This is a genomic window from Dehalobacter sp. (assembly GCA_023667845.1).
GTDB lineage: Bacteria > Bacillota > Desulfitobacteriia > Desulfitobacteriales > Syntrophobotulaceae > Dehalobacter.
This window is the reverse complement of the sequence record JAMPIU010000193.1, coordinates 1-12,068: the sequence shown is the minus strand read 5'-3', so window position 1 is coordinate 12,068 and position 12,068 is coordinate 1. Positions and strand designations below refer to the sequence as shown.

General features: G+C 41.5%; 13 protein-coding genes. All 13 read right to left on the bottom strand.

Features of this window, described 5'->3' with window-relative positions; genetic code table 11:
• Positions 1-356: 356 nt before the first annotated feature.
• The gene (locus NC238_15745) at positions 357-665 is read right to left on the bottom strand and encodes a helix-turn-helix domain-containing protein (GenBank protein MCM1567359.1); all 309 of its coding nucleotides are present in this window, start codon (positions 663-665) and stop codon (positions 357-359) included.
• Positions 646-999: a type II toxin-antitoxin system RelE/ParE family toxin gene (locus tag NC238_15740; GenBank protein ID MCM1567358.1), complete on the bottom strand. Its 354-nt coding sequence runs from the start codon at positions 997-999 to the stop codon at positions 646-648. Before NC238_15740 ends, NC238_15745 begins: the two co-directional genes overlap by 20 nt.
• A gap of 326 nt (positions 1,000-1,325) precedes the next feature.
• Positions 1,326-1,757, bottom strand: coding sequence for a hypothetical protein (locus tag NC238_15735; protein MCM1567357.1), 432 nt, complete (start codon positions 1,755-1,757; stop codon positions 1,326-1,328).
• 328 nt (positions 1,758-2,085) lie between these two features.
• Positions 2,086-2,637: a hypothetical protein gene (locus tag NC238_15730; GenBank protein ID MCM1567356.1), complete on the bottom strand. Its 552-nt coding sequence runs from the start codon at positions 2,635-2,637 to the stop codon at positions 2,086-2,088.
• Positions 2,638-3,134: 497 nt separating this feature from the next.
• Positions 3,135-5,513, bottom strand: coding sequence for a TonB-dependent receptor (locus NC238_15725; GenBank protein MCM1567355.1), 2,379 nt, complete (start codon positions 5,511-5,513; stop codon positions 3,135-3,137).
• A complete protein-coding gene (locus NC238_15720; GenBank protein MCM1567354.1) occupies positions 5,510-6,424 on the bottom strand; it encodes a DUF4249 domain-containing protein in 915 nt (304 codons plus the stop codon). The genes NC238_15725 and NC238_15720 overlap by 4 nt, the downstream gene beginning before the upstream one ends.
• Positions 6,424-7,005 carry a hypothetical protein gene (locus NC238_15715; GenBank protein ID MCM1567353.1) on the bottom strand — a complete coding sequence of 194 codons (582 nt, stop codon included), beginning with the start codon at positions 7,003-7,005 and terminating at the stop codon, positions 6,424-6,426. The genes NC238_15720 and NC238_15715 overlap by 1 nt, the downstream gene beginning before the upstream one ends.
• Positions 7,006-7,478: 473 nt before the next feature.
• On the bottom strand, positions 7,479-8,072 hold the full coding sequence (locus tag NC238_15710; GenBank protein ID MCM1567352.1) for a hypothetical protein: 594 nt from the start codon (positions 8,070-8,072) through the stop codon (positions 7,479-7,481).
• 308 nt (positions 8,073-8,380) lie between these two features.
• A complete protein-coding gene (locus tag NC238_15705) occupies positions 8,381-8,938 on the bottom strand; it encodes a hypothetical protein (GenBank protein MCM1567351.1) in 558 nt (185 codons plus the stop codon).
• A gap of 312 nt (positions 8,939-9,250) precedes the next feature.
• Positions 9,251-9,766, bottom strand: a complete 516-nt coding sequence (locus NC238_15700; GenBank protein ID MCM1567350.1) for a hypothetical protein — start codon at positions 9,764-9,766, stop codon at positions 9,251-9,253.
• A gap of 261 nt (positions 9,767-10,027) precedes the next feature.
• Positions 10,028-10,423, bottom strand: coding sequence for a hypothetical protein (locus NC238_15695; protein MCM1567349.1), 396 nt, complete (start codon positions 10,421-10,423; stop codon positions 10,028-10,030).
• Positions 10,420-10,671, bottom strand: a complete 252-nt coding sequence (locus NC238_15690; protein MCM1567348.1) for a hypothetical protein — start codon at positions 10,669-10,671, stop codon at positions 10,420-10,422. The genes NC238_15695 and NC238_15690 overlap by 4 nt, the downstream gene beginning before the upstream one ends.
• Before the next feature lie 278 nt (positions 10,672-10,949).
• On the bottom strand, positions 10,950-11,582 hold the full coding sequence (locus NC238_15685; GenBank protein ID MCM1567347.1) for a hypothetical protein: 633 nt from the start codon (positions 11,580-11,582) through the stop codon (positions 10,950-10,952).
• Positions 11,583-12,068 lie beyond the last annotated feature (486 nt).

Below are 12,068 nucleotides of genomic sequence, written 5' to 3'. Positions count from 1 at the left end.
AGATACTTGGTGAGAAAGTATTTGAAGGTCCTTACTTTCTCTATAATGTTGCTGGGTAGAATTCACTTTAATATGGTTTGGTTAGCTGCCCACAATTATGCACAACGTTCGGCGGTATGTGCATGTTGCCGCAGCATCGCGGTGGCGCGTGTTTTTGCACTCGTGGTGCGGTGCAGGATTATGCGGTTATTACTTAATTCTCGCGTTAGCAAAAACCGTGACACCAACAGGGGGACCCCGGCGGGAGCCGGGGCGGGCCGTGGCGCCTTCCACAAAACCTCCTCTTTAGTTACTCAATTGTCGCGCCACGGAGCGGCAATTGCATATACCGACCTGTTACCGCTTGTGCCTGATTCTTATATATCGATACTTAGTCTGAGATTTGCACCAAGTCCTTCACGGAAGATTCTCATTAGAGTTGAGAGCCGTATATCAGATGCATCATTCTCAATACGTGATATATAGGTTTTAGTAGTGCCGCATTTCTCAGCAAGCTGGGCTTGTGTTAATCCTTTTTCTTTACGAAGTTCTTGAAGCATTACACCAAGTCTGAATGCTTCAAATTCAGTCTCAAAGCGTTCTCTCTCCTCAGTGCCTCTCTTGCCATACTGTTCATCAAGATGGTCTTCAAATGAAGTGAGCATCTTATTTTCTTTCTTTTTCATTGAAGTACTCCTTTCTTAGTTTTTCTGCCAATTCAATCTCTCTCTTTGGGGTTTTTTGCGATTTCTTTTGAAACCCATTAACCAGGATTACTAGTTGATCTTTGTCGAAGAAGCTGAGTACTCTGTAAATATTACTGCCAACCTCAACACGGACTTCATAGATCCCGCTCGTGCCCGTTAAATGTTTGAAGTATTTTTCAGGAACTCTTTCTACCGTTGCGATAAGAAGAAGTGTCCAGTTGAACTTTTTCTTGACTTCAGGTTTAAGTGAGCTGAAGAAGTCTAGGTAATAGTTCTTGAAGTAGAATATTTTCCTGATTATTCCTTCATTCATTCTGCAAAGTTAGCTAATTAGGTAACATTTTCCAAATGTTTTGATATTTTTTGCAGGGTTTCTGGCATTAGCGGTAACGTTCGGCGGTATGTGGCGTTGGCGCAGAGTCGCGGTGGCGCGTGTTTTTGCACTCGTGGTGCGGTGTAGAGTTATGAAGTTATTAGTTTATTCTCGCGTTGGCAAAAACCGTGACACCAGGAGGGAGTCCCCGGCGGCAGCCGGGGCGGCCCGTACCGCCGGCCACTTAGCGGTCCTCTTTAGCCAGAAAATTCTCGCGGTACGGAAAGGCAATGACATATACCGACCTGTTATGCCCTGTGCTTCTTTCACTCGTCTATTTGCTTTTTAAAATTGATAAATTCTTTCTGAGTCCCAACGAAATAGTTTTTGTCCAATGAAATATCTCTAATGTCAAGTTCTCGCTCGTGTTCAGTCGGCAAGTACCAATCTCCCTCCCAACAGCAATAATATTCAATGTTTTCTGCTTTTGTCGCTTCTTTTAAAAAGTCAATGAATCGTTGCGGTGATTTTTTATTTGTTTGTTCGTCAGGGTCATCAAAGTCCTCACTTTCAAAAACAAGTCCGCAAGAACAACTTGTGTCCGAACCAACGTAATAAATGTTTGTCTTAGAGAATTTAAGTCGTAAGGCAGTCTCTTCTTCGTCACTAAGTTTCTCAAAATATATGTCTGTTTGCTCAGGAACGAACGTTCCTAATTCTAATTCTTTATCTGTCCCTATGTATACTGCAAAACACATTGGTCAATTTATTCTTTAGTTATTATTGTTGGTTGGTCTGCCGTAAAAGCATTGGGCATAACGTTTGGCGGTAAGTGCTGCCGCCGCAGCATCGCGGTGGCACGCGTTTTTGCAATCGTGTTGGTGTGTTGGATTATTCTTTTTGTTACAAGGTTGTCGGGGTATGCAAAAACCGTGACACCATTGCGGGCTGGCCTGTGCCGCCATTACTAATCTGTCGGTGTGGCCGCGAAGTTTTCGCGGCACAGAAGGCGGTTGCATTTACCGCCCTGTTAGCTGCTGTTATTATTACTTATTACCTTTAAGAAGTTTAAGGTTTAATACTTAATTATTCTATGGTTGATACATTCACAAAATCTCCCTCATCGTGGCCCACAGTAATAAACATTCTTTTTCTGCCATTTAGAAATAGTTCCTTTTTAAGCTTAGATCTGATAATTTCATCAAATGTTAAGGAGCAATAAGCCATAGGAAATAACCAATCGAAGAATTCATAGTTACCCTTGTCAGATTTAATAATTTTGTCTATTTCAGCTAGGATTTCTGGAAGAGCATATCTATTATCAGGTTCGTAAACTGGATTACAAGCCCACTCAATTTTGTCTTTATCGTATGATTTTGAGCCAACTACATATATTGCAGGTAGGATTTTTGATTTGTATTTCATCTTTGTAATACCAACCCAAAATGCTACAGTGTTTTGTGGAACAGGTGATTTTATGACTAACTGCTCAAGCCAACTACAGATTTCATCTTGTTCGGTCTCAAAGTCTAGTTGTCTCAAAGAACTCCAGTATGGTTTAGAAATTATGCTTTCATGGAAGTTTATAATTCTATTCCAACTTTCCTTGATTGGAAGCTTTGAGTCTAACACTTCCATTAGGTTATTCCAAGATTGGTCATGTTGAAAGTCCATGCGATATTGTGTTGAATGTCATATAATTGCAGCTAACGTTCGGCGGTATGTGGCGTTGGCGCAGAGTCGCGGTGGTGCGTGTTTTTGCACTCGTGGTGCGATGCAGGGTTATGCTGTTATTACTTTACTCTCGCGTTGGCAAAAACCGTGATCCGCCAGCTGGCGGAAGTCCCCGGCGGGAGCCGGGGCAGGCCGTGGCGCCAACCACAAAACCGCCTCTTTGTTTACCCAATTGTCGCGCCACGGAGCGCCAATGACATATACCGACCTGTTAGGTTTAGGGCTTATTCACTTTTGGTGTTTTCAACTAAACAATTAACCGCCGTTCATTAAAACTCGCTGAAGGCTCTTCACGCATTGGCAACACCATTTTTTTTGCAGAGAACCATCCCATGCGTGATGTGCCTGAAAGCCAATATTGACAGAACGATTTCAACTTCTTAAGCGATACAGGATCTGATTTAAAACTTAATACTATAACTAATTGACGGAATAATCGGGAAATAGCTTCGCTGCTTCAAGGCATACCTTTGAGTGCCCGGGATTTCGTGATGATGGGAATCATACTCAGCTGTTCTTTCAATAAAATAATAATACGGGTTCTGCCGGTTATAAAGATTGTAAATGTTAAAACTAAGTGTACGCTCGCCCCACCTGACCTCCTTGTAAAAATTTATTCCCACGTCAAGCTTATGGTATTCCCTCATCCTCGATGAGTTCAAGTCACCATAGATCAGGCCATAGTCCTGGTAACTACCTATCGCGTCAAGATTGTCACCTGGACTGGTGATCATCCTGTATCTTTCCGTGGCCAGGGTATACGGATTACCCGTACCATACACCCATGTGGCTGATAATTGAATATTGCTTCTTATCCTCTGGAGATATACAATGCTGATATCGTGGTTCCTGTCATACTTAAACGGAAACTCCTTCCCGGAATTTAAATTCTCAAACCGTCGGGTTGTCTTTGAATAGGTATAAGCGATCCAACCCGTCACAGGTCCTGCTTTTTTCTGCAGGAGGAACTCTATTCCGTATGATTTGCCGGTTCCGTTTGTCTCAACCTGTGACTGCCAGTCGATCGATGAGGAGAGAGCCGATATACCTTCCTTATAAGTAATAAGATTATTCATGGTTTTATAATAACCCTCCAGGCTTGCATCAAACAGCCCGTCACCAAATGTTCTTTCAATTCCGACAGCATACTGCATGGCTTTCGACGGCGCTATAAGGTCAGTTACCGGGACCCAGGTATCATTTTGCATGTTTGGTCCTGAACCTGTTAACAGGTGCACATATTGTGTCATGGTTGAAAATGATGCTTTCACGAATGTGGCGCTTCCAAGCCTGAGGCTTGTAAGCACTCGTGGCTCGGCCGATGAATAATTCCTTCCCGATGTCCGGTAGTTGGAAAACCTTAATCCAATATCTGTAAAGAACCTGCCACCTACGGAGATCTCATTCTCAATATAGGCGCCAGTTTCAAACCCGTGTTGCTTACTGCTTCCCATGACTGACTCCGTTTCTTCAAAGTCGCCGGAGGTCCGAAAGGTCATTGTATTTGGATTGAAAAAATGCCAGATACCTGTTCCACCATATTTAATTGAATAGAATCGATTGACATAATAGTCAAAGTCTATCTTTGCGGCAACGTCAACTATACCTGAAAAATACCTGTATGACGACTCTTCTTTAAGGTCATCAGCCTTCATAGTGTAGTTAAACTCATTATCCAGGCGATACTTTGTGGAATAGACAGTGAGGTTGCTGAACAACCTGTCTCCGTAGACATGGTTCCACCTGAACGAACCGAGAATATTCCCCCATTGGAGAGCCATCTTGCTTACCTCATGTTCTATCCTGTTTACGGTCGTTATTTTGTCGTCACCTGAATAGATGCTGAGATAAACCCTGTCATCAGGTGAAAAACAATGATTCAGCTTTGCGTTAAAATCGTAGAAAGTATATCCGACAGAAACGCCGCTGCTTGAAAAATAGGTAAGCGGCTTGGTTATAAGATCGTACATGAGCCTCCGTATGGATATCAGGTATGATGTTGTATCTTTTTTTATTGGGCCTTCAATCATGTATTTTGAAGCAATCATTCCTATCATGAAATTTCCATGCTGCTCCTTCATGTTCCCCTCTTTCATTCTGATGTCCAGAACAGACGATAAGCGGCTTCCATACCTTGCCGGGAAGCCTCCTTTTATCAGTTTCATACTGTTTATGGCATCTGAATTAAATGTAGAAACAAAACCTCCCAGATGGTTTACATAATAGACCGGTACATCATCAATGACTATCAGGTTCTGGTCAGGACTGCCTCCTCTGACATAGAGGCCGCTTGAGGCCTCATTGCCTGACTGAATCCCGGGCATCAGCTGAAGTGTCTTAAGGATATCCGATTCTCCTCCCAGGGCGGGCAGTACAATGACTTTCGATACAGGGACTGAAACTGTGCTCATCTCTTTTTTCCTGTCATATGTAAGAGGACGGGGAGCTTTAACCGTGACCTCCTCAATGACAATATCGGATATGAGTTCAAAGTCGATTTTCAGGTTTGCGTCCGGAAGAACCTTTATGGTATCCTGTATGTAACCCACAAATGATGCCTGAAGCCGTATTGTATCTGCTGCCGGGAGGCGCTTCATTGCATAGTAACCATAACCGTTTGTGATGGCATATGAACCGTCATCAATGCAAACAACAGTAGCGCCGATCAGTTTTTCTCCCGTTTCAGCATCGGAGATATATCCGCTTATGGTTACCTGCTGGCCATGGCTCATGACCAAGGCAAACATAAACATAGCTAATATGAATGTCAGTCTTTTCACCTGATCACAACATTGATCGTTTTATTGTCTGATGAATAACCGGCAAAGATGCCGTAACCTCCGGTAATGTTTGAGTACATGTGTACCGGATCCGGCAGCCCGGTAAAAATGTTGGATTCCAGGCTGTACTGGTAGATTATCTGCTTCCTGATATAATTGTAATATGACTCGGATATTGAGCGGAGAGACACGAATAAAATATAACCGTATTCAGGCCCTTCTCCGATCAGAGGCATTTCACCTGTCTGAATCCAATAATTTGCCTTAATGCTTGTCTGTTCCCCGTCAAATAATTCATCAGTAAATACAATGGATTCAGCATAATAATCAAGCAGGCCTGTTGAAACCAGTACGGGATCTGTACTGTACTTAAAACCAACACTATGACGATAATTAAAGCCAGCCACATAGTAATCTGCGATAACGGAAAGCTCATAAAAGTTCGGCCCTGGCTTATCTGTAAATTCCAGCTCCAATTGCATAACCGGGTGATTGTTATCATCCATCATAATCGAATCCCTGTGAACATATGATTCTATCAAGGTCTTCTCCGGAATGATATCTTCTGAGGATACACTCTCCATATCAGGCACACTGACAAACAATGAGTATTTTTCATTTCGCAGGGCTACTACATCTGAATAGTAGTACCCGTTATTGAAAATGAGGGTGTCAATTTCTTCATCATTGCAGAAAAGCCTGACTAATCCATTTTCAACAGTTGGAGTTGAATAGTCGAATGCTGACGCGGTTTTACTCAGATGGACCCTGATCCTTTGCCCGTCAGTGAAAAGGCTGTTGACAACAAGTACAGGCTCATGTGATGGAACATTGATTTCGATGATCTTTGTGCAGAATGTGCAGCCGATCAGCAAAACTGCATATAGAGGTATTTTTACAGGCCTGTTCATCAAAAATGATAATTCACTTTATATGAGAAGACATAATGCTTACTATTGACGAAATCAATATTGGAGAATTTAATATAGAGATCGATGCTGAACCTACCGGATCTGGAATAGAGTGAGGCACCAGGACTAAGGCAAAGGCCAAATCTGCTCTCCCTTAATTCCGGTAGCCACTGATTCTCCTCCCAGTACCTGTAAGAATAGTATGGTAAAACTTCAGCAAAAACCCTGACTCTGCTCTCCGGGAAAAATGAATACCGGGCAAAGGCTCCGGCACCCAACCTGAAAAAAAACAAGTCGTTACCGGATTTGAGATTGACCGGGAAAAACCCATTTACCTCCGGCCCTGCTGAAAAATGTGGTGCCACATGGTAAGCGTATCTTATTCCAAAGACCAGCTCCGGCATGAAGCCCCGAAAGAGGTTTTCATCAAGGTAGGGATTAAGTTGCAGGCCTAACTGGTTCATGTATGTGCTAAGAATAGTTTCTTCACTTGTTGTCTGAGCACTGACTGATTGCGTGATTAAAACCATTGCAATGAGATATAGAAGTTTCAGAAAACTTGTTTTTTTTATTGTATTCATTTTGAGGTGGTAGTATACGATTTTGTTTTAATTCGGATTCTATCCCTGGATGATTGTCCGAGTAATGCTTTTTAATCCTTCAAATAGTGGTAGGTTACTTGTACTTTTTGCTGAGAAGTAACAACCTGAAAACCATTAAAAGCATGTGTTTGACAGTGCGAAGCACTGGCAAACTCTTGCTTTTTCAGTATTATTTTTCTTCGTGAATATTTTAGCCTTAAACCTAACGTTCGGCGGTATGTGGCGTTGGCGCAGAGTCGCGGTGGCGCGTGTTTTTGCACTCGTGGTGCGGTGCAGGGATATGATGGTTATTACTTTATTCTCGCGTTGGCAAAAACCGTGACACCAGGAGGGGGTCCCCGGCGGGAGCCGGGGCGGGCCGTACCGCCGACCACTTAACAGTCCTCTTTAGCCAGAAATTTCTCGCGGTACGGAGCGCCAATGACATATACCGACCTGTTATGCTTAGGCCTTTATTCTATATTTTCAAATTCAGATGGTGCTGGTGGTGGGGGTCTTAATAAATAGTCTGATTTAACTGAGTATTCGATAAAACCAACCTTCTTGTTTATAAGGTATGTGGTATCAATAACCCCAGTATTGGTAGAATTGTAATTTGAAACTGTAAAGTAATAGAACTGGAGTAAGTCTTTTATCTTAGGATTTGAGTCATCAAAAAAATGTATAGTTTTCGTCAGGGCACCATTATTAAATCGAATTTTCAAGGATGGTCCATCATTTAAAGTGGTTCCAATTTTAGGCCTCAAATCAACATCTGTAGGTAAGTTCGCAGCAACATTAATCAATCTGTTTATTGCTTTTCTCCCCATTTTTAACTTTAAATACTTGGTTTCTGTCTTAGGATAAACTGGATCATAAATTAAATTACAGTATCCAAGGCTATCGATTAATGCATACGTGGAACAATGTATTGTCCAATCATTTGCATTATTTGGAATAGTCCAGTTATATGCCATAAAATCAATACTTCCATATCTCCTGTTTTTTGGCGTACACCCCAAAGTTGAAAGAAGTAATAAAATGATTACAATTTTGTTCTTATCCATTTTGATTTGTGATTCTGTGGCTTTTACCTTTTTAGTCCAGGACGACTTAGGCTTAAGCATAACGTTCGGCGGTATGTGGCGTTGGCGCAGAGTCGCGGTGGCGCGTGTTTTTGCACTCGTGGTGCGATGTTGGGATATGATGTTGTTTTGTTTATTCTCGCGTTGGCAAAAACCGTGACACCAGGAGGGAGTGCCCCGCGGGAGCGGGGCCGGGCCGCACCGCCGACCACTTAATGGACCTCTTCAGATAGAAAGGTCTCGCGGTGCGGAAAAGCCAATGACATATACCGACCTGTTACCACACGTTTTTATTTTTCTTTTTGTAAATCAATAATACGCCTATAAACTTTTCTTGCTTCAGGGATCATTTCAAGCGCAGGAGCTAATTTCGTATTAGTCCCGGGCCAACCTGATCCTCTAAACATACCATACATCAAAGATTCTGGACCTAGCATAATAGTTCCACTACCATCAGGCATTTCATTTATTGTAACATCACTTAGAGTCCTAATATCAAGAGATTTGATAGAACTCTTTAGGACCCCATATTTGATTATTATTCTATTTTGTGTTATTCCATACACTGTTCTTTTTCTTAACACAGAATCATAGAAAAATCTACCAAAAATTATATAAAGACCTACTAATACAAATGGAATTCCCCAGATAACAAATAGCAAATCATTTGATTGTAAGGCATCAAATTCCCAAGAAATGGCTAAACCGCCCCACACCAAGCTAAATGGAATCATAAAAATATCTGATCCTCTTAATTGAAATCCTTGCTTCGGAATGCCTGTCCAAATTAATCTTTCATCTGCGTCAAGATGTTGTCTAAGCTCTGAACCTAAATCCCTGTAGTCCAATTGCATATAAAACCTATTGTTATATTTTTTGTATAGCTTTGTGCATTTGTGATAAAATGTGTGGTAACGTTCGGCGGTATGTGGCGTTGGCGCAGAGTCGCGGTGGCGCGTGTTTTTGCACTCGTGGTGCGATGCAGGATTATGATGTTGTTTTGTTTATTCTCGCGTTGGCAAAAACCGTGACACCAGGAGGGGGTCCCCGGCGGGAGCCGGGGCAGGTCGCACCGCCGACCACTTAACGTTCCTCTTTAGCCAGAAAGTTCTCGCGGTGCGGAGCGCCAATGACATATACCGACCTGTTAGCAACAGTAGCTATTGTTTAGCCTCAATTTTTAAGATAATTATTTCATTGTCTCTAATCACATAAGAGATTCTGACCTTTTGACCATTACGATTAATTGGACGAGCATTTCTTAAGGATTTATTATGCCCTTTTTGAATAAAGTGGTCAAAATATTCAAATTTCATTTCATTAACTGAAAATGTTATAAGATCATCTCCTCCATAAGGCTTCGAGTAATAATTTCCCGTTGAGCCTTCGACAACATTGAAATTTTTGGACTCAATAAGACTTTTGAGTTCCTTCTTATCTTTTATTGATCTGGGAGTTCCAATTAATAATACAATTAGAAAAATAATACTAGTTCCACCGACAATGAAACCAAAAAAGAAGATTGCAGTTTGTCTTGGTAAAGAATATGTTTTGAATGTCTTTTTAATAAGCAATGCAATTCCAAAACCTAAGAGGACCATCATTAGAAAGAAGAAATAGTGGCCTATTTCAATTCCTGAAGGTTGATAAATGTATACTGTTTGATATTCGTTCATATGCTATTGTTGCTAACGTTCGGCGGTATGTGCAGTTGGCGCAGAGTCGCGGTGGCGCGTGTTTTTGCACTCGTGGTGCGATGCAGGGCTATGATGTTATTTGTTTATTCTCGCGTTGGCAAAAACCGTGACACCAGGAGGGGGTCCCCGGCGGGAGCCGGGGCAGGCCGCACCGCCGGTCACTTAGCGGTCCTCTTTAGCCAGAAAGTTCTCGCGGTGCGGGGCGCCAATGACATATACCGACCTGTTGTAGTGCGTTTTTCATTTTTTTTCATATTCAATTTTTTCATCTGGAGAAAGGTTAATCAAATATTTACCTACTCCTAGTTCTTTGACCGTCCAAGTGTCATATGATGATTTTGTTTTAGTGATAATGCTCAAGTCTATTGTTGAAAAATTTAAAATCACCAATCTTGTTTGTGGCCAAGATTTTTTTGATTTGAACTGTCTTAGTAACAATCCACTCTTTGTTGGATAAACAAACCCATGAAAGAATAGCCCTTCTAAGAGTTTGTTAATTTGAGAATTATCTGTTTTGAGACTATAAATTTTAACTATTCCGTCAAATGCAGTTTCGTATTCAAGTTTACGATAAAATTTTATCCCGTTGAAAACATCCCATTCCTGAAATTTTTCTTGGTCGTAATTGAAAATCATAGTCTTTTTTGAATTAATTCTCTTGCTTCAGAGTCGAACTCGTCGTGTAACTTTTGATTGATTTTGTTCTCCAAAGTTTTGGAACTCAATCCATTTTTTACGAGTTGTAAATCTTGAATCATACTGTCAATTATAAGCCAGTCGTTATAATCGAGGCATTCTTTTTCTGATTTAGTTCCAGTTCTTACAAAACCGTCTCCATCTCCATTGTATTTTTCGAATATTTTAAATTTCGTTGCTGTAATCATTATGGGTTCCGGTTTTATTTAAATGCACTACAACGTTCGGCGGTATGTGGCGTTGGCGCAGAGTCGCGGTGGCGCGTGTTTTTGCACTCGTGGTGCGATGCAGGATTATGCGGTTATTACTTTATTCTCGCGTTGGCAAAAACCGTGACACCATCAGGGAGTTCCCGGCGGGAGCCGGGGCGGGCCGCACCGCTGACCACTTAGCGTTCTTCTTTAGCCAGAAAATTCTCGCGGTGCGGAAAGCCAATGACATATACCGACCTGTTAGGTGCAGTATATTATTCAAAATCAATTATTTCATTGCTTGGTATTTCGTTAAGCTTATATTCAGGATTCCTATACAGGAGAATAGGCTGATCCAATTTCTTGTGAGCTTTACCTAATGCAAAGCCCATTTTAAATCCAATATTGTCCTGTGTGGTTAAATATACATTATCATACTCTTTATCCGAATCGGGAATATAAAGCATTACCTGCTTATTAGCTATTTCATCTGTCATCCAGATATCCTGGGATTTGGTTGTACACCATGCCACTATACCTGGTTTGTATTCTTTAAGATTGATATCAATTGGATATTTCAAGTAATTGATAAAGTAACAAAACCGTTCAAAATCGATGTCGTAAGGGAATGTGACTATGTAAATATCATTAAGAATAGTAAGCCTAGGTAATGCGATAAAGCTTTCTTGATTATAACTCTTACAGAAAGACTTGATAGCTTGTTTTAATAAATCTAGATTAACAGTTTTCACAATGATCAATTTATCATTATTGATCTGATTAGTGGGTTTAGTTATTTTCTCTGGCTTAGTATTAGTCAGAGGAGACTCCCCTTTTTTATTTCGTGATGTAAGTAGCAGAAATACTGCAATCAACACGATAGCAATGATAATAATTGTTTTAGTCATTTTATTTACGGGTTTTTATATTGCACCTAACGTTCGGCGGTATGTGGCGTTGGCGCAGAGTCGCGGTGGCGCGTGTTTTTGCACTCGTGATGCGATGCAGGGTTATGCGGTTATTACTTTATTCTCGCGTTGGCAAAAACCGTGACACCACCAGGGGGTCCCCGGCGGGAGCCGGGGCGGGCCGCACCGCCAACCACTTAACGGCCCTCTTTTGCCAGAAGATTCTCGCGGTGCGGAAAGCCAATGACATATACCGACCTGTTGTGCATAGTTGTTTTTAGAGCTTCTTGGCTCAAAAGCCTGGTATTATTATGACATATATGCATGGCAATTAACTGTACAGCATCAAATTATGAGTGTTAACCCTGATTATTATTTGTAATTCAAAAGCACTGATATGGATGCAGAGCAGTCATACCTTGCCTTGTTTACGATCAATCATGCATATACGTCCGTGTTTAACGAGCTGGTCTCCCTCTGCTATGT

Coding starts and splice junctions, on each gene's coding strand:
- NC238_15745 (MCM1567359.1), bottom strand. CDS start 665: ATGAAAAAGAAAGAAAATAAGATGCTCACTTCATTTGAAGACCATCTT.
- NC238_15740 (MCM1567358.1), bottom strand. CDS start 999: ATGAATGAAGGAATAATCAGGAAAATATTCTACTTCAAGAACTATTAC.
- NC238_15735 (MCM1567357.1), bottom strand. CDS start 1,757: ATGTGTTTTGCAGTATACATAGGGACAGATAAAGAATTAGAATTAGGA.
- NC238_15730 (MCM1567356.1), bottom strand. CDS start 2,637: ATGGAAGTGTTAGACTCAAAGCTTCCAATCAAGGAAAGTTGGAATAGA.
- NC238_15720 (MCM1567354.1), bottom strand. CDS start 6,424: ATGAACAGGCCTGTAAAAATACCTCTATATGCAGTTTTGCTGATCGGC.
- NC238_15715 (MCM1567353.1), bottom strand. CDS start 7,005: ATGAATACAATAAAAAAAACAAGTTTTCTGAAACTTCTATATCTCATT.
- NC238_15710 (MCM1567352.1), bottom strand. CDS start 8,072: ATGGATAAGAACAAAATTGTAATCATTTTATTACTTCTTTCAACTTTG.
- NC238_15700 (MCM1567350.1), bottom strand. CDS start 9,766: ATGAACGAATATCAAACAGTATACATTTATCAACCTTCAGGAATTGAA.
- NC238_15695 (MCM1567349.1), bottom strand. CDS start 10,423: ATGATTTTCAATTACGACCAAGAAAAATTTCAGGAATGGGATGTTTTC.
- NC238_15690 (MCM1567348.1), bottom strand. CDS start 10,671: ATGATTACAGCAACGAAATTTAAAATATTCGAAAAATACAATGGAGAT.
- NC238_15685 (MCM1567347.1), bottom strand. CDS start 11,582: ATGACTAAAACAATTATTATCATTGCTATCGTGTTGATTGCAGTATTT.